At 70.0% G+C, this 26670-nt stretch carries 24 protein-coding genes; 11 read left to right on the top strand and 13 right to left on the bottom strand.

Annotated features, from left to right (window positions below; translation table 11 throughout):
• Window positions 1-386: 386 nt before the first annotated feature.
• Entirely contained in the window at window positions 387-1520 is a 1134-nt protein-coding gene (locus tag CIK81_RS05320) for a 3-deoxy-7-phosphoheptulonate synthase (protein ID WP_096165855.1), read from the bottom strand.
• 393 nt (window positions 1521-1913) lie between these two features.
• On the opposite strand from CIK81_RS05320, the gene CIK81_RS05315 reads away from it, so the two are divergent.
• Entirely contained in the window at window positions 1914-3863 is a 1950-nt protein-coding gene (locus CIK81_RS05315) for an aconitate hydratase (protein ID WP_096165856.1), read from the top strand.
• A gap of 13 nt (window positions 3864-3876) precedes the next feature.
• On the opposite strand, the gene CIK81_RS05310 is transcribed toward CIK81_RS05315, so the two are convergent.
• Entirely contained in the window at window positions 3877-5031 is a 1155-nt protein-coding gene (locus tag CIK81_RS05310) for a class I SAM-dependent methyltransferase (protein WP_096165857.1), read from the bottom strand.
• Window positions 5032-5272: 241 nt separating this feature from the next.
• On the opposite strand from CIK81_RS05310, the gene CIK81_RS05305 reads away from it, so the two are divergent.
• Window positions 5273-5479 (top strand): CsbD family protein, encoded by a 207-nt coding sequence (locus CIK81_RS05305; protein WP_096165858.1) that lies wholly within the window; start codon window positions 5273-5275, stop codon window positions 5477-5479.
• A gap of 128 nt (window positions 5480-5607) precedes the next feature.
• On the top strand, window positions 5608-6327 hold the full coding sequence (locus CIK81_RS05300; protein ID WP_114329143.1) for a dihydrofolate reductase family protein: 720 nt from the start codon (window positions 5608-5610) through the stop codon (window positions 6325-6327).
• Between the two features lie 140 nt (window positions 6328-6467).
• Here CIK81_RS05300 and CIK81_RS05295 read toward each other — a convergent pair whose 3' ends face one another.
• From CIK81_RS05295 to CIK81_RS05275, 5 genes are all read right to left on the bottom strand, one after another.
• Complete coding sequence (locus CIK81_RS05295) at window positions 6468-7403, bottom strand: sugar-binding transcriptional regulator (RefSeq protein WP_096196490.1); 936 nt, start codon at window positions 7401-7403, stop codon at window positions 6468-6470.
• Between the two features lie 76 nt (window positions 7404-7479).
• Entirely contained in the window at window positions 7480-8217 is a 738-nt protein-coding gene (locus tag CIK81_RS05290; RefSeq protein ID WP_114355543.1) for a glycerophosphodiester phosphodiesterase, read from the bottom strand.
• 18 nt (window positions 8218-8235) lie between these two features.
• Window positions 8236-9633, bottom strand: a complete 1398-nt coding sequence (locus CIK81_RS05285) for an ABC transporter substrate-binding protein (RefSeq protein ID WP_096165862.1) — start codon at window positions 9631-9633, stop codon at window positions 8236-8238.
• Between the two features lie 29 nt (window positions 9634-9662).
• Entirely contained in the window at window positions 9663-10604 is a 942-nt protein-coding gene (locus CIK81_RS05280) for a carbohydrate ABC transporter permease (protein ID WP_114305108.1), read from the bottom strand.
• Window positions 10604-11563: a carbohydrate ABC transporter permease gene (locus CIK81_RS05275; protein ID WP_114355476.1), complete on the bottom strand. Its 960-nt coding sequence runs from the start codon at window positions 11561-11563 to the stop codon at window positions 10604-10606. The genes CIK81_RS05280 and CIK81_RS05275 overlap by 1 nt, the downstream gene beginning before the upstream one ends.
• 647 nt (window positions 11564-12210) lie before the next feature.
• Between CIK81_RS05275 and CIK81_RS05270 the strand changes: the two genes are divergently transcribed.
• Together CIK81_RS05270 and CIK81_RS05265 are read left to right on the top strand one after the other, a co-directional pair.
• Entirely contained in the window at window positions 12211-12618 is a 408-nt protein-coding gene (locus tag CIK81_RS05270; RefSeq protein ID WP_158541930.1) for a hypothetical protein, read from the top strand.
• Between the two features lie 128 nt (window positions 12619-12746).
• The gene (locus tag CIK81_RS05265; protein ID WP_114355475.1) at window positions 12747-13508 is read left to right on the top strand and encodes an SDR family NAD(P)-dependent oxidoreductase; all 762 of its coding nucleotides are present in this window, start codon (window positions 12747-12749) and stop codon (window positions 13506-13508) included.
• 86 nt (window positions 13509-13594) lie between these two features.
• On the opposite strand, the gene CIK81_RS18150 is transcribed toward CIK81_RS05265, so the two are convergent.
• The 4 genes from CIK81_RS18150 to CIK81_RS05245 all read right to left on the bottom strand — a co-directional run bounded on the left by CIK81_RS18150 (window position 13595) and on the right by CIK81_RS05245 (window position 16758).
• On the bottom strand, window positions 13595-13804 hold the full coding sequence (locus CIK81_RS18150) for a hypothetical protein (protein ID WP_158541929.1): 210 nt from the start codon (window positions 13802-13804) through the stop codon (window positions 13595-13597).
• Window positions 13805-14399: 595 nt separating this feature from the next.
• Entirely contained in the window at window positions 14400-14717 is a 318-nt protein-coding gene (locus CIK81_RS05255; protein WP_096196483.1) for a hypothetical protein, read from the bottom strand.
• Window positions 14718-14787: 70 nt separating this feature from the next.
• Complete coding sequence (locus tag CIK81_RS05250) at window positions 14788-15681, bottom strand: alpha/beta hydrolase (RefSeq protein ID WP_096196482.1); 894 nt, start codon at window positions 15679-15681, stop codon at window positions 14788-14790.
• A gap of 198 nt (window positions 15682-15879) precedes the next feature.
• Window positions 15880-16758: a hypothetical protein gene (locus tag CIK81_RS05245; protein ID WP_114382951.1), complete on the bottom strand. Its 879-nt coding sequence runs from the start codon at window positions 16756-16758 to the stop codon at window positions 15880-15882.
• A gap of 579 nt (window positions 16759-17337) precedes the next feature.
• On the opposite strand from CIK81_RS05245, the gene CIK81_RS05240 reads away from it, so the two are divergent.
• The 6 genes from CIK81_RS05240 (at window position 17338) to CIK81_RS05215 (ending at window position 24218) form a co-directional block, all read left to right on the top strand.
• Window positions 17338-18171, top strand: coding sequence for a sensor histidine kinase KdpD (locus tag CIK81_RS05240; protein WP_096165869.1), 834 nt, complete (start codon window positions 17338-17340; stop codon window positions 18169-18171).
• A complete protein-coding gene (locus tag CIK81_RS05235) occupies window positions 18164-18910 on the top strand; it encodes a response regulator transcription factor (protein ID WP_096196480.1) in 747 nt (248 codons plus the stop codon). Before CIK81_RS05240 ends, CIK81_RS05235 begins: the two co-directional genes overlap by 8 nt.
• A gap of 153 nt (window positions 18911-19063) precedes the next feature.
• Window positions 19064-20488, top strand: a complete 1425-nt coding sequence (locus CIK81_RS05230) for an MFS transporter (RefSeq protein ID WP_096165871.1) — start codon at window positions 19064-19066, stop codon at window positions 20486-20488.
• Between the two features lie 24 nt (window positions 20489-20512).
• Window positions 20513-21547 (top strand): ABC transporter substrate-binding protein, encoded by a 1035-nt coding sequence (locus CIK81_RS05225; protein WP_096165872.1) that lies wholly within the window; start codon window positions 20513-20515, stop codon window positions 21545-21547.
• A gap of 398 nt (window positions 21548-21945) precedes the next feature.
• Window positions 21946-23157, top strand: a complete 1212-nt coding sequence (locus tag CIK81_RS05220) for an iron ABC transporter permease (RefSeq protein ID WP_143277938.1) — start codon at window positions 21946-21948, stop codon at window positions 23155-23157.
• Window positions 23154-24218, top strand: coding sequence for an ABC transporter ATP-binding protein (locus CIK81_RS05215; RefSeq protein WP_114305101.1), 1065 nt, complete (start codon window positions 23154-23156; stop codon window positions 24216-24218). The genes CIK81_RS05220 and CIK81_RS05215 overlap by 4 nt, the downstream gene beginning before the upstream one ends.
• Before the next feature lie 63 nt (window positions 24219-24281).
• Here CIK81_RS05215 and CIK81_RS05210 read toward each other — a convergent pair whose 3' ends face one another.
• Together CIK81_RS05210 and CIK81_RS05205 are read right to left on the bottom strand one after the other, a co-directional pair.
• A complete protein-coding gene (locus CIK81_RS05210; RefSeq protein ID WP_096196477.1) occupies window positions 24282-25148 on the bottom strand; it encodes an arylamine N-acetyltransferase in 867 nt (288 codons plus the stop codon).
• 77 nt (window positions 25149-25225) lie between these two features.
• Complete coding sequence (locus tag CIK81_RS05205; protein WP_158541927.1) at window positions 25226-26215, bottom strand: ABC transporter ATP-binding protein; 990 nt, start codon at window positions 26213-26215, stop codon at window positions 25226-25228.
• Window positions 26216-26670 lie beyond the last annotated feature (455 nt).

Here is a 26670-nt window from a genome sequence, read left to right as displayed (position 1 = left end):
GAGCTGCGGCTCGTTCCGCCCGGGCGCGTTTCCCTGCACCCGCTCGCCCCGACCGCGCACTTCCCTGCGCCAGCCGGCCCGCCCGGCCCGCGCGTTTCCCTGCTCCAGCCCGCCTCAACGCCCACCCGATCGCCTCTACCCCGGGGAAGTAGGCGGAATAGCACCGTCTCAACGCCTATTTCCCCGGGGTGCTCAGGCCGGTCGCGCCAGCCGCTCCACGCGCAGCCAGGCCGGCCGCGCCACGCACGGGCCGACCAGCTGCTCCGTGCACGGCCCGACCAGCCGCTCCGCGCGCAGCCAGGCCAGCCTCTCCGCGCATGGCCCCGCTGGCCAGCTGCTCCGCGCACAGCCGGGCCAGCCGTGCCGCGCGCAGCCCGGCGCGCAGGTCAGCTCCTGTCACGGCGTCGCCGGACTCCCCCGGCGAGCGCCCGCAGCACACCCTCGGTGGTCTCCCATGCCATGCACTTGTCGGTCACCGACTGGCCGCGCACGAGCCCGTCGGGGCCCGAGTCCACGTCGAGGGTCTGCGCGCCGGCGACGAGGTTGCTCTCGAGCATGACCCCGGCGACCGCTGCGCCGTCCACCGCGATCTGGTCGGCGAGCATCGTGGCGACCTCGGCCTGGCGCACGTGGTCCTTGCCGGAGTTGCCGTGGCTGGCGTCGATCACGAGCCGCGCCGGCAGACCCTGCGCGGCGAGGCGGTCGGCGGCGGTGCGCACCGGCGCCGGGCCCCAGTTCGGGCCGTCGGTCCCGCCTCGGAGGATCAGGTTCGCGTCGGCGTTGCCGGTGGTGGAGACCAGGCTCGCCCGCCCGTCGGCCCCGATCCCGAGGAAGGACTGCGGTGCCGAGGCCGCCGCGACCGCGTCGAGCGCGACCTGGATGGCTCCGTCGGTGCCGTTCTTGAAGCCGATCGGCATCGACAGTCCCGAGGCGAGCTGGCGGTGGATCTGGGATTCGGTGGTGCGGGCCCCGATCGCACCCCAGCTGATGAGATCCGCGATGTACTGCGGGCTGATCGGTTCGAGGAACTCGGTGGCGCAGGGCAGGCCGAGCGCGGTCACCTCGCGCAGGAAAGCACGGGCCGTGCGCAGGCCGCCCTCGATGTCGTGGCTGCCGTTGAGGTGCGGGTCGTTGATCAGACCCTTCCAGCCGATGGTGGTGCGCGGCTTCTCGAAGTAGGTGCGCATCACCAGCAGCAGGTCATCGCCCATCTCCGCCTGGACGCCGGCGAGCAGGCGGGCGTAGTCGAGCCCGGCCTCGGGGTCGTGGATGGAGCAGGGGCCGACGACCACCAGCAGGCGGTCGTCCTCGCCGGAGAGCACCGCTCGGACGGCGTCGCGGTGGCCTGCGATCTGGTCGGCGTGCTCCGGTCGCAGGGGCAGCTCGGCGAGCAGCTCGTGCGGGGTGGGCAGCGGCGTGAGGCTCGAGATGTGCCGGTCGGACGTGCTGACCGGGGCCGACGAGGTGGGATCCTGCGAGGCGCTGGCCTGCGCGGTGGATGCGGTGTCGAGAATCGTCATGGGTCCTGTCCTTGGGGAGGGGCGGACCCGATGCTCAGAGCCCGCCGGGAATGGCGAAGGGCAGAGCGGATGCTCTGCCCTGGCGGCTCTGAAGGGGTGGGGACGCTATGGCATCGCCGGCCCCTCCAGGGCCGACTTCGCATAGGTAAACCACCGATTCATCATGCGGGGACTGTACCCCGGATGCGCGTCCTGTCGAATCGACAGGTCATCGGGTGGTCCCGCAGCACATCGCGCACGGTGCTCGGCGCCTCGTGGCCCGACCTCTCGGTCCGGCTCGGAAACACGGCAGGACAGCCTCCGATCCTGGGCAGACCAGGAGAAACGGCCTATGGTGGAGGAAGGGTCCATCGCCGGACCGGCGGGGACCGTCGTTCATTGGAGGGTAGTCCCATGCCGAGCACCATCGCTCAGAAGCTCATCGCCTCTCACCTCGTCGATGGCGATCTCGCCCCCGGGTCCGAGATCGGCCTGAAGGTCGACCAGACCCTCACCCAGGACGCCACCGGCACCATGGTGATGCTGGAGCTCGAAGCGATGGGGCTGGACCGGATCCGCACCGAGCTGTCGGTCCAGTACGTCGACCACAACCTGTTGCAGACCGACGAGAAGAACCCCGACGACCACCTCTTCCTGCAGTCCGCGGCCGAACGGTACGGGCTGTGGTTCTCCAAGGCCGGCAACGGCGTCTCCCACCCGGTGCACCAGGCTCACTTCGGCCGCCCCGGCGCGACGCTGATCGGCTCGGACTCCCACACCTGCGCGGCCGGAGCCCTCGGCATGCTCGCGATCGGCGTGGGCGGCCTGGAGATCGCGATGGCGATGGCCGGCCAGCCGCTGTACGTGACAATGCCGGAGATCTGGGGCGTGGAGCTGACCGGCGAGCTGCCGGACTGGGTCTCCGCGAAGGACGTGGTGCTGGAGATGCTGCGCCGCCACGGCGTCAGCGGCGGCGTGGGCCGCATCATCGAGTACCACGGCGAGGGCCTGAAGCAGCTCACCGCGATGGACCGCCACGTCATCGCGAACATGGGCGCGGAGCTGGGCGCCACCGCGACGGTGTTCCCGGCCGACGACGCCGTGCGCGACTACCTCACCGCCGTCGGCCGCGCCGACGAGTTCGAGCGCTGGGAGGCCGACGAGGGTGCCCAGTACGACCTCACCGAGCACATCGACCTCTCCTCCCTCGAGCCGCTGATCGCGAAGCCCTCCTCCCCCGGCAACGTGGTGACCGTCGCCGAGGCCGCGGGCGAGGAGGTCTTCCAGGTGGTCGTGGGCTCTTCGGCCAACCCCGGGCTGCGGGACTTCGCGGCGGTCGCCGAGATCCTCGATGGCCAGCAGAGCCATTCCGAGGTGTCGGTGGACATCAACCCCACCTCCCGCGAGGTGCTCGCCGACCTCATCACCGGCGGCTGGCTCACCTCGCTGGTGAGCGCCGGCGCCCGGATCCACCAGTCCGGCTGCATGGGCTGCATCGGCATGGGGCAGGCGCCGGCGAGCGGCCGCAACTCCCTGCGCACCATGCCGCGGAACTTCCCCGGCCGCTCGGGCACGGAGGAGGACGCCGTGTGGCTGTGCTCCCCCGAGACCGCAGCCGCAGCGGCGCTGACCGGGAAGATCACCGATCCGCGCACCCTCACGGAGACGCACGGCATCGCCGCTCCGCACCCGCGCATGCCCGATCGCTACGCGCACATCCCGGACATGCTCCTCGCTCCCCTGCCTGCCGAGGAGGCGGCGAAGGTCGAGCTGGTGAAGGGACCGAACATCTCCTCCCTGCCGGACTTCGCCCCGCTCGAGGACCACCTCGAGGTCCCGGCGATCCTGGTGATGGGCGACGACGTCTCCACCGACGAGATCCTGCAGGCCGGCTCCCGGGTGCTGCCCTTCCGAAGCAACATCCCGAAGATCTCCGACTTCGCCTTCACCCGCATCGATCCCGAATATCCCGCGCGGGCCAAGGCCACCGAAGGCGGGCACGTCGTGATCGCGGGGAAGAACTACGGGCAGGGCTCCTCGCGCGAGCACGCGGTGATCGCCCCGCGGTACCTGGGCCTGAAGGCCGTGATCGCGGTGAGCTTCGCGCGGATCCACTGGCAGAACCTCGCCAACTTCGGGATCCTCGCCCTCGAGTTCGACGATCCGGCGGATCTCGAGCAGATCACGCGCGACGACGTGGTGGTGCTCGACGGCGTGCATGAGGCGCTGCAGAGCGGCACGCAGCTGACCGCGACGATCGGCGGCCGCGAGGTGGGGGTCCACCACCGGCTCTCGGATCGCCAGGTGGAGATGATCCTGGCCGGCGGGCGCATCCCGCTCGCCGCCCGCGAAGTGACGAGCTGAGCGGGGCCGAGCGTCAGCGTCGGGTCGCCCCGGCGGCCTTCGCCGCCGGGGCGACCCGCAGGCGCCACAGCGTGGTGATCTCCTGGCGGCGGGCCGCGTGCAGCACGTCCTTGGGGTCATCGGCCCGGGAATGCCGGGCCGGGGTCGAGTCGGTGTCGACGACCTCCAGCCCGGACCGACGGAACATCTCCCTCAGCTGCTCGCGGCTGCGCAGGCCCAGGTGCTCGGCGAGGTCGGAGAGCACCAGCCAGCCCTCGCCGCCCGGCCGCAGGTGCTCGCCGAGCCCCTCGAGGAAGCGGCTGAGCATGCTCGAGCGCTCGTCGTAGATCGCCAGCTCGAGAGCGGACGTCGGCTCGCCCGGCAGCCAGGGCGGATTGCAGACGATCAGATCCGCCCGGCCCGGCGGGAAGAGGTCCGTCTCCAGCACCGAGACGCTGTCCTCCAGGCCCAGGCGCTGCATGTTCTCCTTCGCGCACTCCACCGCGCGGGAGTTGATGTCCGTGGCGACCACGCGGGCCGCACCGCGCTTGGCGAGGATCGCGGCCAGAACGCCGGTGCCCGTGCCGAGATCCACGGCGTCCGCTCCCCCCGGCACCTCGGGCATCGGGGCCCGGGCCACCAGGTCGACGTACTCGGACCGCGAGGGCGAGAACACGCTGTGGCGCGGGTGGACGCGCGCGCCGAGCGCCGGGACGGGCACTCCCTGCTGGTGCCATTGGTAGGCGCTGAGCACACCCTGCAGCTCGGTGAGCGAGACCAGGGTGCGCTCCTCCAGCTCCCCGTACGCCTCCCGGCAGGCGTCGGAGACGTCCGGAGCGCGCCGCAGGGAGAGCCGTGCGCCGGGTTCGAGGAGCACGACGATCCCGCCGAGCACTTCGGCCCGTTCGGCGCGCTCGGCGCGATGCGCGCGGAACAGCGCAGCGATGTCGAGGTTCTTGGAGATCACCCGGTGATCGATGCGGCGCGAGACCGCCTTCAGCAGCTGCCGGGCACCGTGGAAATCGCCTCGCCACAACAGTCCGCTGCCGCCGCGCAGGCGGCGCAGGGCGGCGTTCGCGGTGAGGAAGTCGTTCACGATCTCGACGCGCGCGGGCGGCGGGGCGCCGTTCTCGGAGCGCCAGCGCGCCGACTGCTCGACACCGTTCTCGGACCAGCTGACCATGGACATACGGATCCTCCCAGGACGCCGAGCAAGATCTCCCGTCCGGCCGTCCATCATCTCAGAGTTCCCGCGCCGCCGTGCCGGTTGCGCATCCCGGCAGGCCCGAGCGGGTGACTGCCCCGCTTCTGCGGCCGGAACGACCGAAAGGTCTGTCGCGGGCGCCTCGTGGTTCCTATACTCGGCGTCACGCACGGAATTCGGCATCACGCACGGAATCCGTGGTCACCTCAACACCGGGAGGCATTCGATGAACACTGATGACAAGTTCGAGAACGCGAAGGACAAGGTCGGCGGCCAGGCCAAGGAAGGCCTCGGCAAGGTCACCGGTGACAAGGAGACCCAGGCCGAGGGCCAGGCCCAGCAGGGCAAGGCCGACGCCAAGGACAAGCTCCAGGACGCCCGCGACACCGTGAAGGGTGCGATCGACGGCGTCTTCGGCAACAAGGACAAGTGACCTGCGAGAACGCATGATCTGCGCCGACCGGACCTCCGGCGCGCTCTGATCCGAGGGCGGCTCCACCTGGTGGGGCCGCCCTCGTCGTCCCCGGAAGGTCGGACCCGCCCCTCGACAGGAAGTGCGCGATGACGCCACAAGAGCAGGACCAGCACAGCAATCTCCAGCGCAGTCATTCCCTGCACAGCCGGCGTCAGCGAGTCCGGGTCCAACAGTTCGGTGTCTCCCTCGACGGCATCGGCGCCGGCGAGGACCAGACGCTCGAGCGCCCCTTCGGCAGGGGACGCTTCGGAGACATCGACCCCGGCGAGCTGTTCCGCTGGGCGGGCGCAACCGCGAGCTGGACGCTGCGCACCGAGCCGGGCGGGTCACGCGGCCTGGAGGACTATCTCCTGCGCGACTACAGCCACGGGATCGGTGCCGAGATCATGGGCCGCAACAAGTTCGGCCCGGTGCGCGGCCCGTGGCCCGACGAGGACTGGACGGGCTGGTGGGGCGATGAGCCCCCGTTCCGCTGCCCCGTCTTCGTGCTCACCCACCATCCGCGGCCCTCGTTCACGCTCGCCGACACCACGTTCCACTTCCTCGACGCCACCCCGCAGGAGGCGCTGCAGCAGGCGCTCACGGCGGCCGACGGGAAGGACGTGCGCATCGGAGGCGGGGTCTCCACGGTCCGCCACTTCCTGGACGCCGACCTCATCGACGAGATGCACGTGGCGATCGCTCCGCTCGAGTTCGGCAGCGGCCTGAAGCTGTGGGACGCCCCGGAGGACCTCACCGACCGCTTCCACCTGGAGAAGATCCCTGCCCCCAGCGGCGCCACGCACTGCTTCTTCTGGCGGCGGTGAGCACCCGGAGCCACCTCGCGACGAAGTGAGCGACGGGGTGAGCGACGAGGAGCGGCGACGGGGAGCGGCGACGGGTGGGCGCGGGGATAGAGGCTGGTACGGAGGCTGACACGGAGGCAGTGACGCCTGCCGCGTGATGCTCAGCCGTCCGCGGCGAGCGCGAGCTCGGCCGAGCGGACGTCGGTGATGATCACGTGCGCGAGGCCGGCACGGAGGGTGGCGAGCACTCCGCGCTGCTTCCCCTCTCCCCCGCCGATCGCGACCCGCAACGGCACCGCACGCAGCTCCGTCTCGGGGATGCCGATGAACCGCCCCTCGAGCCCGGGGACGCTGCGCCCGTGGATGTCCAGCAGGGTGGTGCCGAACTCGGCCACCACGCCGCGCTCCTCGAAGGCCTCCCGTTCCCCATTCTCGGCGAGGATCTGCGCGAGCAGCGAGGAATCGGGCCAGCCGCCGATGGTGAGGAAGGCTTTGCGGACATGGCGGAACCGTGCCGTCGTCTCCTTGATCGCCGGGTGGCGGAGGATCGGCGTCGCCTCCGGATCGATGAGGATCGGCACGTACAGGGGCGCGGTCGCTCCGCCTGTCGCGCGGCCGATGTTGGAGATGACCTCGACGCCCTCCTCCAGACGCGGCCACCCGATGCCCGTCAGCTGGACCACGTCGGCGCTCGGGAGAACCTCGATCTCCCGGGAGGCGAGCACGAGCGTGCGGCCCGGCGCGAAGCCGAGCACGTCGTCCTCCTGCACGGTCTCGCGGATGAAGCGGGCGGTGACCGAGGCGATCACCTCGCGCACCTCGGCGTCGTCCGTGGACCGGGTGGCCACCACCAGCGCGGACTGCAGGCCGAAGCGCTGGGCGAGCTGCGCCGAGAGATCCACGTCGATCGGCACGGACACCGTCGGGCGCACCTCGATCAGCCCCAGGTCACGGGCGCGTCGCACCATGCGTGCGGTGACGAAGCGCGACTTGCCGATCTCCTCGGCGATGTCGTTGACGGGGCGCCCGTGGGCGAGGTTCTGCATGGCGACGTAGACGTGCAGGATCTGCTGGTCCAGGGGCATCTGCGCGCTCATACGGGCATGGTAGTTCCGCGTCCGGGCAGGCGACGGGGGCGGGAGATCATCCACGGGGCACTCTCGGCGCCGACCGTCAGGCAGCGCCCTCCTGCACCTGACGCAGCCAGTCCTGAGCCAGCTCGGGGTCGTCGGCCGTGACGCCGTCGGCCCCGAAGCGCACCGCATCGCGCATGTTCTCCAGCGAGCGCATCGGCCACAGGTGCAGCTCGAGCCCGCGCTCCTTGATCTCGCGGACGTGCTCGTCGGTGAGGCCGCCGAAGCCGAGGCACAGGCGGCTCGCGCCGGTGTGCTCGACCAGGCCCTGCCAGCCGCCGTCGAACTGCTCGGCCTTGGTCATGTCGTGGCGGATCACGCCGCGTGGGACCCCGGGGATCAGCTCGGCGGCCTCCCGCAGGGCGCCCTCCTTGAAGCTGGTCAGCATCGTGCGCTGCGCCTGCTCGGGGTGGCTCTCGAAGTAGCGCGCGAGGTAGGGCACGGTCTCCGGGGCCTTGATCTCGAGCTGGATGAACGTGCTGGTGGCGTCGTACATCTCAGCGAGGGTCACCACCCCGTGACCGGAGTCGAGCACGACCTCGCGCAGCTGCGCGAGGGTCAGCTCCCCCACGGGGCCGCGGTCGCGGGCGGAGTCGTCCCCGGCGGTGCGATCCAGCGTCCCGTCGTGCAGCAGGAACAGGTGCTCGTCGGCGCTGAGGCGCACATCCAGCTCGATCTCGTCGACCCCGATCCGCTCGGCCAGCGCGTAGCCCTCCAGGCTGTTCTCCGGCGCATGCGCCATCGCTCCGCGGTGCCCCACGATCAGCGGCTTCCTCATCGTCTCGCTCACTGCGCGTCACTCTCCCACTCGTTGTTCGTACTTCTCCCGGACCCGGTCGATCGCGGGTTCCAGCTCCTTCTCCATCCGTGTCAGCACCTTCTCGGCGTCCTCGCCGGCCGAGTAGACGGACTGGATGGCGTTCTGTGCCTCGACGATCGTCTCGGGGACGTAGCGTCGGGCGATGTCGGGGCCCTGGGCGATCTCCAGCTGGTCGATGCCCACCTGGTAGCGGGGATCCTCCTTCGAGCGCGCCGCGATCTCGTCGGACTCGATCGCGTCCTTGGTGCACGGCACGTAGCCGCTGCCCAGCGTCCAGTCCACGGAGGCCTGCCCGGTGCTGAGGAACTTGATGACCTCCCAGGCGGCCTGCTTCCTCTCGACCGACGCATACTTCATGATCGACAGCCCGCCGCCACCGGTGGGTACGCCCGCGGCGACCTCCTGCGGGAGGAACCCGCAGCCGAAGTCGAAGGTCGCGGCCTCCTTGATCCCGGAGAGCGTGCCGGTGGACTGCAGCAGGGTGGCGCAGGCTCCGGAGGAGAAGTCGCCGGTGCCGTCGGCCGCGAGATAGCCGGAGCCGTCCTCGTGGATGAACTTCCGGTCGTACTCGAGGGCGGCGATCGAGGCGTCGGTGGTCAGCGTCATGTCCAGGCCGTCGGAGTAGGCGCCGCCGAAGGCCCAGATCGACCCCTGGAAGTACCAGTCGTCGCCGCCGAGGTAGGCACGCATGGCGACCGTGTTGCCCTGGAACTCGAAGCCGGTGACCTCACGGCCCCATTCGGCCCACTCGGTGTAGGTCTCGGGAGCACGGTCCGGCAGGCCCACCGCATCGAAGATCTCGCGGTTGTAGTAGAACAGCGGCGTCGAGCGGCCGAAGGGCACCCACCAGATGTCGTCCTTGACGGTGCCCTCGGCGAGGAACCGCTCGTGGAACTCGTCGGTGTCGAACGAGGAGTCGAAGTATCCCTTGAGCGGTTCGAGCACCTCGGCGAGGTAGAAGCGGTTCCACACCACGTCGCTGAACACGACGATGTCCGGCACCTGACGTGCCTGCAGGCTCGCGGAGAGCTTGGACTCCACGCCCTCGTAGCTGTCGAAGATCTGCACTTCGACGTAGATGTCGTCCTGGGCAGCATGGAAGGCGTCGATGTTGGCCTGGATCACCTCGGCGTTGTGCGCGGTGTAGGCGCTCCAGATCACCACCCGCTGGCGGTCCGCGAACTCGTCGGGGACCTCGCCGCCGGGCTGTTCGAGCACGAGCCCCTCGGTGTCGCCCAGGCCGAAGCAGCCGGTGAGCATCGGGGCCCCGGCGGCCAGGAGTCCGGCGCCGAGCAGCTGCCGGCGCGAGGGGCCGCCGAGGCTCGCCGGGGTGCGGAGGCGGGTGGAGCGCCCGCGGGAACGGGTGGAAGGCATGGCTCTCCTCGAAGGACGGATCACGGTGCTCAACGGCCGTTTCCGGCGGCGGCGCCGGTGAGCCCGGAGACGATGTAGCGCTGAGCGCACAGGAAGACCAGCAGCATCGGCAGCACGACGATGAGGGTGCCGGACATCAGCACGCCCCAGTTCGTGAGGCCGTCGTTGGACTTGAGGTACATCAGGCCGATGGGCAGGGTGCGCATGTTCACCGAGTTGGTGATGATCAGCGGCCACACGAAGTTGTTCCACTCATCGATCACGGCCACCAGGGCGACGGTGGCGACCGCCGGGATCGACATCGGCAGCGTGAAGGAGAGCAGGCGGCGCAGGTGGCCGCAGCCGTCGACCTCCGCCGCCTCGAACACCTCCGCGGGCAGCGACATGAAGTGCTGTCGCAGCAGGAACGTGCCGAAGGCCGAGGCAACACCGGGCAGGATCAGGCCCGCATAGGTGTTGATCAGGCCGAGGTTGCCCATGGTGATGTAGTTGACCAGCAGCGTCACGTGGCCGGGGACCATCAGCGCGCCGAGCATGATCACGAACAGCCATTTCTTGCCCGGGAAGGGCAGGAACGCGAAGGCGTAGGCCGCGAAGATCGCCAGCAGCACCTTCAGCGTCGCGCCCACCACGGTGACGATCAGCGAGTTCTTGATGAAGGCGCCGAAGGGGGCGATCCGCCAGGCCTCGCGCATGTTGTCGACGGTGAGCTCGCTGGGCAGCCACTTCATGGGCCAGGAGTAGATGTCGCCGTTGGTCTTGAACGAGGTCGACAGCAGCATGTACAGCGGGATCAGGAAGACCAGTCCCACAGCGAGCAGCAGCAGGTAGCCCCACCAGGTGCGCTTGAGGGTGCTGGGCCGACGCCGGGTGCCGCGGCGGGTGACCCCGCCGCCCGGGCCCCCGTCGGCCGGCGACTCCCCGGAGGATCCTCCGGGGGTCGAGGAGCGGGTGATCAGTGGGCTCGCCATCAGTAATGCACCTTCTTCTCGACGAACCGGAACTGCAGGACGGTGATGAGCATGAGCAGCACGAACATCACGGTGCCGGCCGCGGCGGAGAGGCCGACGTTCGAGCGCACGAACGCCTGCTCGTAGATGAACCAGCTCAGCGTGGTGGTGGCGGAGGCGGGGCCGCCGTTGGTCATCACCGCGATGAGGTCGAACGCCTGGAACGCCCCGATGGTCTGGGTGATCACCAGGAAGAACGTGGTGGGCGAGAGCAGCGGCAGGATGACCCGGGTGAAGGTCTGGAAGGAGCTGGCGCCGTCGAGCTTGGCCGCCTCGAGCACGTCCGTGGGCAGGCCCTGGATGCCGGCGAGGTAGACGATCGACACGAAGCCGACGCCCTTCCAGATCGACACGATCAGCAGGGCGGGCAGCGCCCAGTTCGCGTCGGTGGTCCAGCTCGGGGACTCGGCGCCCAGGAGGTTGAAGGCCACGCGGGCCAGGCCGTAGTTGGGGTCGAAGATGAACAGCCAGACCACGGCGATCGCGGCCCCGGAGACCACGTGCGGGGTGAACACGATGCCGGTGACCACCGAGGTGCCGGGCAGCTTCTTGGAGAACAGCGCGGCCAGCAGCACGCCGAGCAGCAGGCTGATGCCCACCACGACCACGACCCACACCAGGGAGACCCACAGCACCTTGTGGAACGACGGCGAGGCCAGCATCGAGGTGTAGTTCGTCAGCCCCACGAACAGCGGCTCCGGTGAGATGAAGTCCCAGTTGGTGAGGCTCAGGTAGAGGTTCGCGACGATCGGCCAGTAGGCGAAGACCGCGATCAGCGCGAGGTTCGGGAAGGCGAACAGGGCGAACAGGGCGTAGCCGCGGCGGCGCCGGGAGCGGTGGGCGGGGCGATCCGACGCCCTCGCGGTCGGCGCCGCCTGCGCCGCGGGACGGGGCGCCTCGGCACGGACGTCGATGCTCATCGCTGCACTCCTGCGAGGACTGCGGGGGTTGCCGGGGTTGCCGAAGCTGCGGGGGCTGCCGGGACGGGGACATCGCCCCTCCCGAGTGCGCCGGTCCTGAGGGCCCCGCCCTCAAGACTCTGGATCGCGAGACTCTGGATCGCGAGGGTCCGGAGTTCGAGGATCCCGTTCTCCGGCATCACCAGGGAACAGTTCGAGGTCATGGATCGTCCTTCCGGAGCGGCAACACTCCTGCCGACTGCGGCCCGTCGTACCGTGTGGGCCCGGTCACGTCGAGAACCAGCGTAACGGCGTCGCTCCGACGTGCCAGCCCAACGCTCTTATGTGCACCGAGGACTTCGTGAGGAGTTCACTCGGAGTTCTCCGGGGCTCCGGGTGTCCGGGTGTCCGGGTTTCCGGGGCTTGGGGCCTTCCGGTCTCCGGATCTCCAGACGGGGGCATTGCAGCGGTCCGAGCGGTCGAACTCCTTGGGAAGTCCTCCCGAAGTCCCTACGGTGGGAGGAAGAAGGTGCCGTACCCCGGGCCGGGCAGACGAGTCGCCGGTCGAGACCCGGAGCGGCGTCCCGTGCCGGCCGCCGAGCGAGGGGAGGACGACCATGCGCGACGAACACCGACAGCACGCACCTGCTTTCCCCTCCCATTGCGAAGTGCACGGATGCCACGAGCGCCCCCAGGAATGGTTCGAGACCGGGGGCCTCACCTTCGACGTCTGCCTCACGCATGGACTGCAGCTGCGCGCCGGAGAGGCGTTCACCGCGACCTCGGAGGAGGTCTTCCTGGGTTCGGAGGCGGCCTCGGATCTGCTGAGCACTCGCGCCCTGCCCACGGCGACCGGGACGGTCCTGACTCTCGTGCTGGGACATCACGGCGTGGCGGATCAGGAGGTGCCGATCAGCATCACTCCGCAGACCCGGAAGACCCTGCTGCGGATCCTGCGGCCGGACCATGCCGGTGCGTCGGCCGACGGCGAGGGCGGCGGCGCCGAGGCCGACGGGGAGGAGCACCGCTCCGGGTCGAGCCGGCGCTCGGAGTCCCACGACCGTCGGCGTCGCTGAGCACCCGACGCCGATGCGCCGGCCGGGCCGACGGGCGGGGTGACCGGGCCAGCCGGTGAGCCGCGCCCCTGGCAGTACCGGCATGGGGCATGGTGGAAGCGCTCACGCACCCCACGAGAGGAGTCGCCATGACAGGCGCACTGGTCACCGGAGCATCCCGCGGGATCGGGCGGGCCACGGCGATCGCGCTCAGCGAGCGCGGTGAGCGCGTCGCCGTGCACTACGGCGCGGACTCCGCCGCCGGGCAGGAGACCCTGGACCTGCTGCACGGGAGCGGCCACGTGCTCGTGGCGGGCGACCTCTCCGATCCCGAGACCGCTCGCGCCGTCGTCGAGGAGGCCGCACGGGGCCTCGGACAGATCGACATCCTGGTCAACAACGCCGGGATCGCGCCCGGCCCGAGCACCGATCACGGGGTGGAGTCGACCGACTACGACGCTTGGCAGCAGCGCTTCGCCCGGATGATCGACGTGGACCTCACGGCGCCGGCGAACCTCACCTACCTGGTGGCACGCTCCCTCATCGCCCGCAGCGCTCCCGGGGTGGTCGTCAACGTCGGCTCGCGCGGCGCGTTCCGCGGCGAACCGGACGCCCCCGCCTACGGGGCGGCGAAGGCCGGGCTGCACGCCTTCGGCCAGTCGATGGCGGTCGCTCTGGCCCCGCACGGCATCGCCGTCGCGTCGGTGGCGCCGGGATTCATCGGCACGGAGCGTCAGCGGGACAAGCTCGAGGGGGCCAGCGGGGACGCTCTGCGGGCACAGAGCCCGTTCGGTCGCGTGGGGACGGCCGACGAGGTCGCCTCGGCGATCCTCTACCTCACGTCCCCCGGCGCGCAGTGGGCCTCGGGCGCGGTGCTGGACCTCAACGGTGCCTCCCACCTGCGCACCTGACTGCTGCTTCCCCGTGAAGGACCCGCAGGCCGCGTGCGGCCCGGCGGGCCATCGCGCCGGCGAAACCAATCGTCGGCCCGGCGATATCAGTCGTCGTCGCCCTGCAGGCAGGTCACGGTGCCGTCGACCACGGCGCCTCCGATGCTCGCCTCGTCGAAGCTCACGGTGCCGTCCTCGGCCGTGATGTCTGCCGTAGAGCTGCTCTTCTCGGGCTCGCCCCGATTGTTCATCTTGACCATGGCGAACTCGCCCGGAGTGACCTTGACCAGCGGCAGACCGGACTGACTCTTGATCACGACGTTCCGGATCGAGCCGCCTCCCCCGCTGCAGCGCACGATGTCCGGCGTGATCTCCGTGTCCTCGCCGTCCAGCGTGATCGTCAGGGTGTCCGTCGCTGCGTCCGCGTCCTCGCCCGTCTCCGAGTCATCGCCCGCATCCGCGTCCGCGCCCGAGTCCTCGCCCTTCGGGTCATCCGCCGACTCGCCGGCGGACTCCTCGGCGCCGGCCCCGTCGGCAGAGTCCGAGTCAGCGCCCCCGTCGGAGGGGGCGGGGTCCTCGGACGATTCGACGGCCGGGTTGGAGTCGGCGCCGCCGTCGCTGCCGGGCGCATCGGTCCCGTCCTGCGCCTGTCCGCAGGCGGCGAGCGTGAAGGTCAGTGCGGCGGCTGCGGTGGCGCAGCGGAGAAGAATCGAACGAGTTATGATCGACGTATAGCACGGCCGACTCCTGCTCGGCGTTCCGCTCCCCGGTGCTTCGGCTCTCCGGGTGAGGGACGCCCCAATCGGGGCGGGAGCTGGAGCGGCTCAGCCGGGGTTCGAGCGTCTGGTCCCGGCGGCGACGTCGGCCGGGACCTACAGCGCGGACGCAGCCGAGAGGCGCGTCGGCTCAGACTCAGATGTCGTCCTCGTAGGCGGGGCCGCCCTCGTTCTCCCAGTTCTCGATCCGCTTCACGTTGCGCGCCGAGAACTTGCGGCGCACCCCGTATCCGCCGTCGGCATCCTCGGCGATGAACTGGGCACCGTAGTGCTCCAGCGTCACCCAGAGCTCGGCGAGCTGGTCGCTGTCGAGATCGATGACGCCCCGTTCGAAGCTCCGCAGCTGGTCCGGTTCCACGCCGGCCCGCTGAGCGATCAGGTCGGGGGAGATCTGCGTGAGGGCGCGAGCGGCCCGAGCGAGATCACCGGTGAGCAGAGGAAGTGAGTGTTCCATGCCACCATTCTCGCCGACCGTTCGTGGAAGTCCAGCGGGAAGCGGTGCCGCGCCTTCGTGCCGGCCCTGCTCAGCCGATCGCGCCGACGGTCGCCTGCGCTATCCGCTCGTAGACGGGCAGCACGGCCTCGCGGGAGTTGCCGAGAAGATTGAAACCGTGCCCGACGTCGGGCAGGTCGATGTGCTCCAGGAGTGCACCGTCGGCCTCCAGTCTCGCGGCATAGCGGACGGCCTCCTCGCGGAGGATGTCCCTCTGCGCCGTGACCACCAGGGCCGGCGCAATGCCGGTGAGCGAGGCGGCGTCGCGCGTGCCCGCAGGCGAGCAGAGGCGATCCGCGCGCTGCGCCTCCTCGGGACAGTAGACGCGGTCGAAGACCGGCCCCATCCGTGCCAGGAACGCCTCCTTGCCCGCAGTCCTCTTGCGACGGGCAGGCACGGTGAGATCCAGCGCCGGATACATCAGCACCTGCAGGGAGACGCGCGGCCCACCGTTCTCGAGAGCGAGACGGGAGGCGCCGGCGGCGAGCGACCCGCCGGCGGACTGGCCACCGATCGCGATCTTGGCGCCATCCCAAGGTCGGCCGGGCTCCGCCGCCCAGAGCGCCGCGTCGTAGGCCTGCTCGACAGGGCCCGGGAACCGCAGCTGCGGGGCGGGTGTGTAGTCGATGTTCACGACGCTCACCTCGGCGGTGGCCGCGACGAAACGGCACAGCGCATCATCCTGCTCCGGATGGCGCATCACGAAGCCGCCGCCGTGCAGGTTCAGGTAGACCCCCGCGCCGCTCGGGCCGCCGGGCGGTGAGTACAGCACGGCCGGGATCTCTCCGTGCCGCGTGGGGATCGTGAGGGGCTCAGTGCGAGCCGGCAGCTCCTCGAACGCGATCTCGGGAGCGATGCGGGGCGCTCCCGGCGCACGCTGGGCGAGCCTGGCGAGGGCATCGGCGAGACGCCGCGGAAAGGCCATGTGGGCTCCTGTTCTGGGTGAGCAAGGCAGGGATCACGAGCTCTCCGAGCGTAGTGGTCGAGCATGCACGTGATGACGGGGGCCGAGGTGAGAGCCGCCGCGCAGGTGCTCGGCCAGAACGGAACCGGTCCGCCGGCGTCGGTGTGTGCGTCCTACTGCAGGCCGGTCCCGCTGCGTGCGCGTTCCTACGACTCGTCCTTACTGCTGGGAGCCCGAGCCTCCCTGCGCTGACCCGCCGCTTCCGCCGTCCGTGGTCGTGCCGCTCCCCTGCGGTGCGGAGTCGCCGTTCTGCTCGGCCGGGGCCTGGGTCTGCTGCGGGGCGTCGCCCTCGTCCTGTGTGGAGCGGTCGTCCTGCTGCGTGTCCGTGTCGTCGGTGGTGCTGTCCGGTTGCTCGGTCGCAGGAGCGCCGTCCTCCTGCTGCTCTGTGCCGGTGCCGTCCTGCTGATCGCGGTCGGTCGTCGAGGAGTCATCGCGCGGCGCGACCGTGTCGTTGCCGGTGACGGACCGCTGGATCTGCCCCGTGCCCGGGGAGAGCTCTGTGCCGAGCACGCGCTGGATGCCGAAGACGGCGGCGAGACCGACCAGGGCGATCACCGCGGCCAGAACGGCGATCTTCACGATCCTGCGCTGACGCGAGGGGGCGTCGTCGGGCGCGCTCCCTGCCGAGAGATCCCCGAGCCCGAGAGCAGCGGCGTCACGGTCGCGATCCACGGCCCGCGAGCCGGTGCGCGAGGAGTGGACGCTCTGCGAGCGCGCGGGCGCAGCGAGCTTCGGGCCCTTGGCGGCGACCTTCTTCAGCGTCTGCCGACTGCGGTTGACGGAATCGGTATAGAGCGCGAGCGCGGTCGCCGAGACCACGGACGTGAGTGCGGCTCCGACGACGGTGCCGGCGATCCCGAGCTGGCCGCCGACGACGGTCGCCGTGGCGGCGGCCGCACCGCTGGCCACGAGACCTGTGGGCGAGAGCTTCTTGACCTGCAGCTCCGAGTCCTCGCCCGAGCGCCCGCCGGATGCCGGACGCTCCGGATCCTCGGGCGCAGCAGGAGGACGGGCGGAGTGATGCGCAGAGGAGGCCATGAAGCTCATCCTGGTCGGATGGTTCCGAGTTCCCCCTGACTATCCTCAGAGCTGGCTGGGAGACAGACATATTGCCCGCTGACCTGCGGTGACACCCGAGATGGTGAGTGTCACAGGCAGTGTTGCCGGTCTCTTCGGTCCGGAGTTCGGTCTGGACGGAGATCGGCGCAGGCCATTGCGCCCTTCCAGAGCCGCGCGCATGCTGGCCAGCTGATGACCGGACGTCATCGATGCCTGCCGGGGCCTGGGGATACCGGTGGTGCGCTGGCCGAGCGGGAGAGGACGCGGTGCGCTGGGTCGAATACACGAACTACGCCGGCGATACCGAGATGACCCGACTGCGCGTGGCCGACGGGATCGACGAGCCGCGAGCGGTGCCGATCTGGGGCATCGGCAACGAGGTGTAAGGGCCGTGGGAGATGGGCCATTGCAGCGCCGAGCAGTATGCGCAGAGGCGCAGCAGGCCGGTAATACAGTTGTGCGCGTCTCGTCGACGAGACCGGGCCGGTGAACGGGATGGTCGCTGGCTGATCCGAGCTGGCGTCGCCGCCCGACGGCATCCACGAATACCCTTGCCACATGTCAGGCGACGTGCTTCAGCTCGCAGGGTGGCAGCTCGCCGCCCTGCTGCTGGCCGTCCTCCTGCTGGGAGCTCTCGTCGGCGGCGGAGCAATAGCCCTGGGTGAGCGCCAGCGGTCGAGGTCGCCGGGCGGCCACAAGAAGTCCGGAACGGGCCCTCCTGAGAAGCACTCCGCCCGAGTCCTCTCCCACGAGATCCGCACTCCCCTCACACTGGTGAAGGGTGCTGCCGATCTGCTCGCAGAGGAGACCCCCGGGCCGTTGAACTCCACACAGCGCTACTTCGTCGACACGATCGTGGACAACACCTCTCTGGTGGTGAGCATGGCCGAGGACTTCCTTCTCGAAGCCAGACTGGACGCCGGCAGGCCGACGCTGGACCGCACTGCGGTCGACATCCGCGCACTGGTCCGAGAGACGGTGCTGGAACTGAGGCGGATCAGGAGCACGCCCCTCCATCTGGACAGCAGGGGCGGCCCCCTCGTCCTGGACGTCGACCGCGCGATGATCCGGCAGGTGCTGTGGAATCTGATCAACAACGCAGTCCGCCACGCAGGGCCCGAGGCCGAAGTGACTGTTCGAGTGGACGTGACCACCGAAGGAACCACCATTGCCGTCTCCGACGACGGAGCGGGGATGAGCCCGGATCAACGCGCGGATCTGTTCGCTCCGGAGACCAGTGGCCACCCTCAGGGCACCGGGCTCGGCATGGGAGTGATCCGCCAGATCGTCGACGCGCACGATGGACGCGTCGTCATCGATTCGTTCATACGCCGTGGCACTCGCATCCTGGTGGTGCTGCCTTGGCCCTCGCAGGAGGAGAGCCATGACTGACCCCACGATCTCGCCGAAGGGAGACGCCTCCTTGGTGCTCGTCGTCGACGACGAAGTGCAGATGACAGCGATCATCTCGTTCGCTCTGGAGACTCAAGGGCTTCGCACCCTCACTGCGCCCGACGCTCCTTCGGCACGCACGCTGCTCGAGGCCGAACCGATCGAACTCGTCGTACTCGACGTCATGCTGCCGGGCGAGAGCGGCATCGACCTGTGCAGATCATTGCGGGACACATCTGACGTGCCGGTCATCCTCCTCACGGCGCTCGGCGAGGTGGACGACCGCGTCGCCGGCCTCACTGCGGGTGCGGACGACTACCTCACGAAGCCGTTCAGCCCACGCGAGCTCGCACTGCGGGCGCAGGCGATTCTGCGACGCTCCACCGGTTCGACGATGCTCAACGGCCCTACCGGCCAGGTGCTGCAGTGCGGTGCTCTCCGCGTGGACCGTGAACGAGGCAGCGCGAGCTGGGACGGCGTCGACCTCGACCTGCCGGAGACCGAGCTGCGGCTGCTGGGCCGCCTCGCGCAGGATGCGGGCCGTGCCGTTCCTCTGCGCACGCTTCTCCAGGAGGTCTGGGGCACGAGCCGCGCTGAAGGAGGCCGCGACATGGTGAAATCGATGATCTACCGGCTTCGCCAGCAGATGCGTGCCCAGGGCGCCCCCACAGACCTCATCGAGGCCGTCCGCGGCCAGGGGTACCGGGTTCGGGTCCTCCCCGCGAATCACCCGCGCTGATCTCGTCACCGATCGTCACCGAACGCCACCCCACGGTTACCTCGATCTCGGCAGGCTGATGGGCACGGGCGTGAGTGCTGCAACGAAGCACGAGCCCTGGGGAGACCCGGGGCTTTCCTGTCGCCCGTTCCTCCCCGATGACGAAGGAGAACGATGACTGCCCCCACGAAGCGCCGCGGGTTCCTCTCGGCCCCACCGCCGAAGCCGCGCCTCGATGACGCAGAGGTGAAGCGGCTCTATCCCCGCCGCCGCGTGAATGTGTTCCTCGGGATCTTCCTCGGCTATGCCGGGTTCTATCTGATCCGGAACAACGTCTCGCTCGTGGCGCCGCTCCTGATGGAGGACAAGGGGCTGAGCACCCTCGGCATCGGCCTGATCGCCAATGCCGTGCTCTTCGCCTACGGGCTCTCGAAGTTCTTCATGGCCACGGTCTCGGACCGTTCCAACGCCCGCTATTTCCTTCCCATCGGGCTCGCCCTCTCGGCGCTGACCAACCTCTTCGTCGCTTTCGTGCCGTGGGTCTCCGGGACCATCGCTGTCTTCGCCACGGTGATGTTCATCAACGGCTGGTTCCAGGGCATGGGATGGCCGGCCTCGGGGCGGGTGCTCGTCCACTGGTTCTCGACCAATGAGCGAGGATGGAAGACGTCCATCTGGAACACCGCGCACAATGTGGGCGCAGCCGGCCTGGGCGTCGCAGCGGCAGCGGCCTTGGCCTGGACCGCAGACGACTGGCGCGCTGCTTTCTGGTTCCCGGCAGTCATCGCCCTGGCCGTCGCCGTCGTCGCGTTCTTCCTGATCCGCGACACCCCGGAATCCGAAGGCCTGCCACCCATCGAGGAGCATCGCGACGACCCCGCGAAGGTCGAGATCGACGAAGACTCCGACGAACAGCCGTCCATGTGGCAGTTCATCCTCAAGCATGTCCTCACCAGCCGAGTGATCGTGCTGCTGGCGGTCGCCAACGTCTTCGTCTATGCACTGCGTTACGGAGTGCTGAACTGGATCACCGTCTACCTCGCGGACACTCGCGGGGCGGAGGTCTCCGACGGCATCACGGGCTTCGTGGTGTTCGAGCTCGCCGGCATCGTCGGCACCCTCCTGTGCGGCTGGGTCTCGGACACGCTCTTCCGCGGATACCGTGCCGGCACCGGCATGCTGTTCATGGCTCTGACGGCAGTGGCACTCGTCGCCTACTGGCAGGTGCCCGTCTCCGCTCCTCTCTGGATCTCGATCGCCCTGGTAGCGGTCATCGGCGGCCTCATCTACGGCCCGGTCATGCTCATCGGTCTGCAGGCCATCGATCTCTCGCCACGCCAGGTCGCTGGGACTGCGGCCGGCTTCACCGGGCTTTTCGGGTACCTGCTGGGCGCGACGCTCGCGTCCTCCGGCGTGGGCCTGATGGTGCAAGAGTTCGGCTGGGACGTCTCGTTCGCCGTCCTGACAGCGTGCGCACTGCTCGTCGTCGGCATCATGTGGCTGATCGGCAAGGACGAGAAGGTGCTGATGCGGGCTCGCGAGGAGAAGCGCCTGGCCGCTGAAGCAGCGGCGGCCGACGGCACCGCCTCCGAGAGCTGAGGACTGGCCTACGCTCAGGGAGTCATGACTACTCCCCGTCGCTCACCGCGCGCCACCTGTGCGCTGCTGGTGCTCGCACTGCTCGCACTCGTCGGCTGCACGGCGAGCGACGGGGACTGGCCCGTGGACCACGACCTCGCAGTTCTCTGCTCCAATGACGCCGAGATCTGCCGGGCGTGGACCCGAACGTTCTCGGAGCGCACCGGGTACGACGTGACCACCGTGCGACTGCCCACTTCGGAGGCGCTCGAGCGCATCCGCCATGGCGAGGACCTCCCCGAGTTCGACGTCTGGCACGGAGGCGGCTCCGAGATGTACGTCGAAGCCGCCGACGAAGGCCTGCTCGCCTCCTACCGTTCCGGGGAGTCCGAAGGAATCCCCGCCGCCTTTCAGGACACCGAGAACCGCTGGAGCGGCGTGTACTCCTCGATGTTGGCCTTCTGCGTGGCGCCGCAGGCGGTCGCGGAACTCGGGACCGACATCCCTCACACCTGGGACGACCTGCTCGACCCTGCCTTGAAGGGACAGATCAGCACGGCGTCACCCCGAACCTCCGGGACCGCCTACACGGCGATGTCGCTGCAGATCGACCGACTCGGCGCGGACGCCGGTCGCGGATACCTCGCAGACCTCTACGGGCAGGTCCTCCAATTCACACGATCCGGTACTGCGCCTGCACAGGTGGTGGCACGCGGCGAGGCCGCCGTCGCCATCACCTTCGCGCCCTACTGCGACGCCGCGCGCGCCGACGGCAGCCAGGTCGACGTGGTGCTTCCCGACGACGCGACAGAGTACGAGGTCGGGGCGGTCGCCGTGCTCGCCGATGCACCGCATCCTGAGGCCGCTCGGGACTACCTCGACTTCGCGCTCTCGGCCGATGGGCAGCAAGCCGGCGCGACGAGCGGCATCGAACAGATCCCGACCCGGTCGGACCTGCCCGACAACCTTGCTGAGATCCTGGCAGATGGCTCCTATCCGGTGATCGGCGCCTCGCTCACCGAGCGCTCCGCACGACGGGACGCACTCCTGGCGTGGTTCTCGGAAGAGGTCGAGCGGTGAGCCGCATCTGGTACCGCTGGGCAGCGGCCTCCTCCCTCGTCATCTGCAGTGCGGGAGCGGTGCTCGTCGTCGGCTGGCCGGTGCTGCGCATGCTGGCGGAAGCGATCTCAGCCGTGGCGACGACCCGAGCCTTTCCCGGGCTCGGGCACACGATGGCGGTCTCCTCTGCACTCGCTCTCACGGTGACCGTGATCGGCACCGTGCTGGCCTTTGCCCTGGCTCTGACCGCCCGCACGCTCCGCCCGGGGTGGAGACGCCTGCTCGACGCAGTCCTCGGCGGGCTCCTGCTGGTGCCTCCCTACGTCGTCGCAGCATCGGTCGTCGCCGTCGGCGGGCGGGCAGGCCTGCTCACCGCGATGCTTCCCGATGTCTACGGAGGCCTGGGAATGACGTCTGCGATGGTCGTGGCGCACCTTCCGATCCCTTATCTGACGATCAGAATGGCTTGGCGCGTGGTGGACCCCCGGCTGGTCGAGATGGGAAGGGTCAACGGCGCGCGCGCCGCGACGGTGGTCCGTCTCGTCCTGCTGCCGCCCTTGCGCAGGCCACTCGCGATCGCGGCCGCGCTGCTGTTCGTCTCTGCTCTGTCGGACCCGTCGATCCCCGCTGTACTGCGCGGCCGGGTGCCGACACTCGCGCACACCGCCTACATCGAAGTGATCGCCTGGGGTGGAGAGGGCACTGCTGCCCTCATCGCCGTCCTGCTCACCCTGCCCGTTCTTCCCGTCCTGCTGGCGCTGTGGCGCGGACGCGATCCGAACGCGCTCGCCGACCATTGGCAGGGGCTCAGCCCCAGCCCCAGGCTCGTACTGCCCCGTTCGGTCCTCGTGCAGGCCTGTCGGGCGCTGAGTGTCCTCGTCCTGGCCATCGTGCTGACGCTGGCGCTGGCTGCACTGATCACGATGTTCCGGGCGAGAGGATCGTTGCTCACACCGATGATGATGGACGTCATCGGTTCGACCGTGCGATACGCGGTGGCAGCGCTTCTCCTGTCGGTCCCGGTGGGTCTGATGACGGCGTGGGCCTCCGGACGAGGAAGCAAGCGGCTCGCCCGCAGCGTGGATCTTCTCCAGACGTCATTGCTGCTGATGCCCGGCACGACCCTCGGCATCGCCATCTTCCTGGCCTACGGGCTCGGGACGCGCACGCCTCTCGGAGAGCTGCCGGCGCTGGTCGGCGGCGCGTCGCTCGCATCCGGGTCTGTGGCGATCGTGGCCGTCTTCATGGCACCGGCCGTGCCGATGGTGCACTTGGCCGCACGTGCCGGGCAACGCCAGGTTCCCGTCCCCGTGCTCGAGACCGCCAGGGTGCTCGGTGCCGGCCGGCGACGTGTCGCCGTCGGCCTCTTCCTGCCGCAGACCGGAGCGCTTGTCGCCGCAACCGGGGCCGCCGTGGTCGCGCGGAACATCGTGTCGGTCGCCCCCGTGGTCTTCGTGTCCACGCCTGATGCGCCGATGGTGGCTTCTTTCGCTCTCGACCTGCTCGATCGAGCTGCGCTTGAGCAGACTTTCGCTCTTGCTGCAGTCGTCGCCCTCCTGGTGGGCGGGGCGAGCGCTCTGGTGGCTGGTGCAAGTGCCACAGTTCTCGGAGCACGCAGGAGGCCCGCATGACAGCACACTCCGGACTGCATCTGAGCGGAGTCGCCGGGGTCGATCTGCAGGTTCACCCCGGCGAGATGGTGGCGCTGATCGGCCCGTCGGGCTCCGGGAAGACCACTCTGCTGCGACGCGTCGCAGGACTCGAGCCGCTCCCGGCAGGCACGGTGTCCATCAGCGGCCGCGACATGGCGCGGGTGCCGGTGGAGCATCGGCCTGCGACGATGATGTTCGAGACTCCGGTGCTGTTCCCTCAGCTCACGGTCTCGGGGAACATCGCGTTCGCGGTAGGGCGTGGCGACGGGGGGCTCTCGGCGGCGGACGCACTCGACGTGGCCCTGACGTCCTTGGACCTCCGCACGCTTGCCGATCGCCTTCCCCACGAGCTCTCCGCCGGTCAGCGTCAGCGGGTCGCGCTCGCTCGGGCCCTCGTCCGCCAGCCCAGAGTGATGCTGTTCGACGAGCCTCTCGCGCATGTGGATCCTGCCGCTCGTGGCGGGTTGCTCCAGGAGATCTCGCGGATACACCGGCGAATGGGCAGCGCATCTCTGCTCGTCACCCATGACTGGTCTGACGCTCTCGCCGTGGCCGACCGTATCGCCGTGATGCGGGACGGGGTGATCGTGCAGGTCGACACTCCACGCGAGGTCTACTCCCATCCGGCGAGCGCCTGGATCGCCACTCGCGTCGGCATACCCAATTTCTTGTCCGCACAGGTCGACGGCCTCGTCGAAGACCAGGACGGGCACCGCGTGCGGGTGAGCATCCTGGGGGCGCACTGGGACGTCCCCGCATCGTCTGAACTGCGACGCGTGGGAGAGCGCTGCATCGTGCTCGGGCACCCCCACGCGTTCACGATGGTGCGAGTCGCGGACCGCCGAGACGTCGATCCCCGGCTCGGTCACGTCCTCGCGACGACCTTCGGCGGCGACCACGTCGACCATGACGTCGAGACCGACGCCGGGACACTCGTCATCCGCCGTCCGCTGGGACCGACGGACGAGCCCTGGCGTCCGGGAACGGCGGTCGAGGTCGGCCTCCTCCCCGAGGCCGTATGGGCGGTCGCGAGTGGCTGAGAGGTTCAGCGTCGCCACGTACCCGGCCTGCTGGAACCGGCTGCGGACAGTGCGTCGGCGAGCTCAAGCCCTCTCGCGCAGTCTCTCGCCGAGCGTCTGCGCGGTCGAGGCGTCCATCGGCACGCCGAGGTCTGCCACGGCGTCGACGGCCTGGCTCGCGGTGAGCTCCTCGTGCAGGGTCCGCTGACCGGGGCGGCGGATCGTGCGAGCAGCGCTGGTGACCGTGACATGCCCGTCCTCGACGAAGCGACTCACCACGAGCTGGGACCGGAACGGACCGGCGCCCGGCATCGTCGAGGTGATGTGGTGACCGCCGGTCACGTCGGCCGGCATGACGGGCAGCAGATCGGTGACGTGCTGGAGATCCTCGCCGCGCCGCAGCTCCCACTGCTCCATGTCTCCGACGTCACCGGCGTCACCGATCCGGGAAGAGTGCATCGACAGGGTCCCGAACCACTCCTCGCGCCGGGCGCCGTCCTCACGCAGGAGCGGGCCGGTGAGCGAGAGGCCGAAGCCGGGATCCATCACCCACCACTGACCGTCGAGCTCTACGTCCAGCGACATGTGGGTGCGGCTGTTGGTCGCGGAATGGACACGGCCCAGCCGACGCCGCACCGACATTCCGAGCCGCTCGAGCACCCCAGCCATCAGCTGGACGTGCTCGAAGCAGTAGCCGCCCACGCCCTCGTGCAGCATCCGGTGGGCGACGGTCCCTGGGTCGACCCCGGGGTGGCGACCCAGGAGCACGTCGATGTTGCTGAAGGGGAAGGTGCGCACGTGCGCGAGGTGGATGCGTTCGAGGAGATCGAGATCTGGGGCGTCCCCCGCTCCGCCCAGGTCGGTCTCCACCCCGATCCGCTCCAGGTAGAGGGCGGGATCGAACTCTCCGATGCCCCAGTCGATACCGTGCTCCGATGCAAAATGGCTCACGCCCCGAGCGTCTCACGCCGGGGAGGAGCGTGGCGATGCCCCGTGGCTGCGGTGAGCGTCAGCCGCCACGATGGTGCTCAGCAGCTGCTGTCAGCGGGCACCACTCGTCCGTTCTCGAGATGGATCAGGTGGTCCGCTGGGCGCAGCGTCTCGTGGCGGTGAGCGATGACCACCGTGGAGGTGCCCAGGCGCTGCACGCCGGCGACCACGCGCTCCTGGGTGAGGGGGTCTTGATGGCTGGTGGCCTCGTCGAGCACGAGGATCGCTCCCGCGATCCCGCCGGGAGCCTGGCCGGCGCGCAGCACCGTCCGGGCCAGGGCCAGGCGCTGCCGCTCGCCACCGCTCAGTGCGCTGCCGCGGGGGCCGATGCACCGGTCCAGCGGCAGGGGTGAGCAGGCGGTGCGCAGTACCTCCTCCAGGGCCGCATCCGGTGCCCCCGGGGCGGCCAGGCGCAGGTTCGCGGCCACGGTCGCGTCGAGCAGGAAGGGATCCTGATCAGCGACCGCGACGATCCTCTGCACCTGCGTAGAGCCGAGGCGTCTCGCGTCGACCCCGTCGATCGTGACGGTGCCGGCCTCGGGGTCCCGGTGGCGCTGGAGGAGGCGCGCGATCGTCGACTTCCCGGATCCCGTGGGTCCGGTGATGCCGACCGTGGTGCCGGGTGCGAGATGCAGGCTGATGGACTCGAGCACGGGGTCCGGGCGGTCCGGGTAACGGAACGTCACGTCGGTGAGCTCGGCGGCGATCCGCGAACCGCCTGCCGGTGCGGTGGCCTGCGTCGAGACGCCACTGAAGCCCGGGCCCCGCAGGCCCGTCGGCGATATCGGCGATATCGGCGATATCGGCGCTGTCGGTCCCGTCGGCGCGGTGGGTTCAGACGGTTCCGGCACGAGCGGGGAGGCCTCGGCGAGCTCCCGCACGCGCCGCGTCGCCTCGAGACCGGCGGGGAGGGACACGGCGAGCCGCTCGAGGGTGTCCAGTCCGGTCGCGGTGCCCGGCACCAGCGCGGCCGCCAGGAGCACGGCCGGCAGCGCTCCGGGTGCTGTCGCGAGGCCGACGAGCAGCACGAGCAGCGTCCCCCCAGACCCTCATGGCGGTGGCCCCGTGGCGCACGCCGGCCCGGCGGGACCGGGCCGTCAGCGCGGCGCCGAGGCCGTGCGTCCAGCTTCGCATCGCGCCAGGCGCCTCCTCCAGGGTGCCGGCACCCTGGATCACGTCCCGCACCGCAGAGAGAGTCCGCCACATGCTGGGTGATGTCGCCGCGGGCACGGCCCAGCACGCGGGCGGTCTGCCGGCCCGCGCCACGGCCGAGAAAGAGAGACGGCCCAGCCTGCGGCGAGCCAGAGGGCGAGGCTCAGCGCCGTGGGAGGGCCGGCGGTGGCGCGCGTGAAACCGATCGCGGCGGCCGGAGGAGCACGGCGCTGATCGCGGGAGCGATCGTGTGCGCGAAGAACACCTCGATCCGGTCCACGTCCCCACGGCCACATCGAGCACGCGAGCCGCTCCGCGCACATCGATCACG

This window comes from Brachybacterium sp. JB7, from assembly GCF_003335205.1.
Lineage (GTDB): Bacteria > Actinomycetota > Actinomycetes > Actinomycetales > Dermabacteraceae > Brachybacterium > Brachybacterium alimentarium.
Note: the sequence above shows the minus strand (reverse complement) of the source record. Positions and strands in the feature narration are given on the sequence as shown.

Excerpts from the sequence above, each read along its gene's own strand:
- CIK81_RS05320 (WP_096165855.1), bottom strand. The coding sequence starts at position 1,520 with ATGACGATTCTCGACACCGCATCCACCGCGCAGGCCAGCGCCTCGCAG.
- CIK81_RS05315 (WP_096165856.1), top strand. The coding sequence starts at position 1,914 with ATGCCGAGCACCATCGCTCAGAAGCTCATCGCCTCTCACCTCGTCGAT.
- CIK81_RS05310 (WP_096165857.1), bottom strand. The coding sequence starts at position 5,031 with ATGTCCATGGTCAGCTGGTCCGAGAACGGTGTCGAGCAGTCGGCGCGC.
- CIK81_RS05305 (WP_096165858.1), top strand. The coding sequence starts at position 5,273 with ATGAACACTGATGACAAGTTCGAGAACGCGAAGGACAAGGTCGGCGGC.
- CIK81_RS05300 (WP_114329143.1), top strand. The coding sequence starts at position 5,608 with ATGACGCCACAAGAGCAGGACCAGCACAGCAATCTCCAGCGCAGTCAT.
- CIK81_RS05295 (WP_096196490.1), bottom strand. The coding sequence starts at position 7,403 with ATGAGCGCGCAGATGCCCCTGGACCAGCAGATCCTGCACGTCTACGTC.
- CIK81_RS05290 (WP_114355543.1), bottom strand. The coding sequence starts at position 8,217 with ATGAGGAAGCCGCTGATCGTGGGGCACCGCGGAGCGATGGCGCATGCG.
- CIK81_RS05285 (WP_096165862.1), bottom strand. The coding sequence starts at position 9,633 with ATGCCTTCCACCCGTTCCCGCGGGCGCTCCACCCGCCTCCGCACCCCG.
- CIK81_RS05280 (WP_114305108.1), bottom strand. The coding sequence starts at position 10,604 with ATGGCGAGCCCACTGATCACCCGCTCCTCGACCCCCGGAGGATCCTCC.
- CIK81_RS05275 (WP_114355476.1), bottom strand. The coding sequence starts at position 11,563 with ATGAGCATCGACGTCCGTGCCGAGGCGCCCCGTCCCGCGGCGCAGGCG.
- CIK81_RS05265 (WP_114355475.1), top strand. The coding sequence starts at position 12,747 with ATGACAGGCGCACTGGTCACCGGAGCATCCCGCGGGATCGGGCGGGCC.
- CIK81_RS05255 (WP_096196483.1), bottom strand. The coding sequence starts at position 14,717 with ATGGAACACTCACTTCCTCTGCTCACCGGTGATCTCGCTCGGGCCGCT.
- CIK81_RS05250 (WP_096196482.1), bottom strand. The coding sequence starts at position 15,681 with ATGGCCTTTCCGCGGCGTCTCGCCGATGCCCTCGCCAGGCTCGCCCAG.
- CIK81_RS05245 (WP_114382951.1), bottom strand. The coding sequence starts at position 16,758 with ATGGCCTCCTCTGCGCATCACTCCGCCCGTCCTCCTGCTGCGCCCGAG.
- CIK81_RS05240 (WP_096165869.1), top strand. The coding sequence starts at position 17,338 with ATGTCAGGCGACGTGCTTCAGCTCGCAGGGTGGCAGCTCGCCGCCCTG.
- CIK81_RS05235 (WP_096196480.1), top strand. The coding sequence starts at position 18,164 with ATGACTGACCCCACGATCTCGCCGAAGGGAGACGCCTCCTTGGTGCTC.
- CIK81_RS05230 (WP_096165871.1), top strand. The coding sequence starts at position 19,064 with ATGACTGCCCCCACGAAGCGCCGCGGGTTCCTCTCGGCCCCACCGCCG.
- CIK81_RS05225 (WP_096165872.1), top strand. The coding sequence starts at position 20,513 with ATGACTACTCCCCGTCGCTCACCGCGCGCCACCTGTGCGCTGCTGGTG.
- CIK81_RS05220 (WP_143277938.1), top strand. The coding sequence starts at position 21,946 with ATGGTCGTGGCGCACCTTCCGATCCCTTATCTGACGATCAGAATGGCT.
- CIK81_RS05215 (WP_114305101.1), top strand. The coding sequence starts at position 23,154 with ATGACAGCACACTCCGGACTGCATCTGAGCGGAGTCGCCGGGGTCGAT.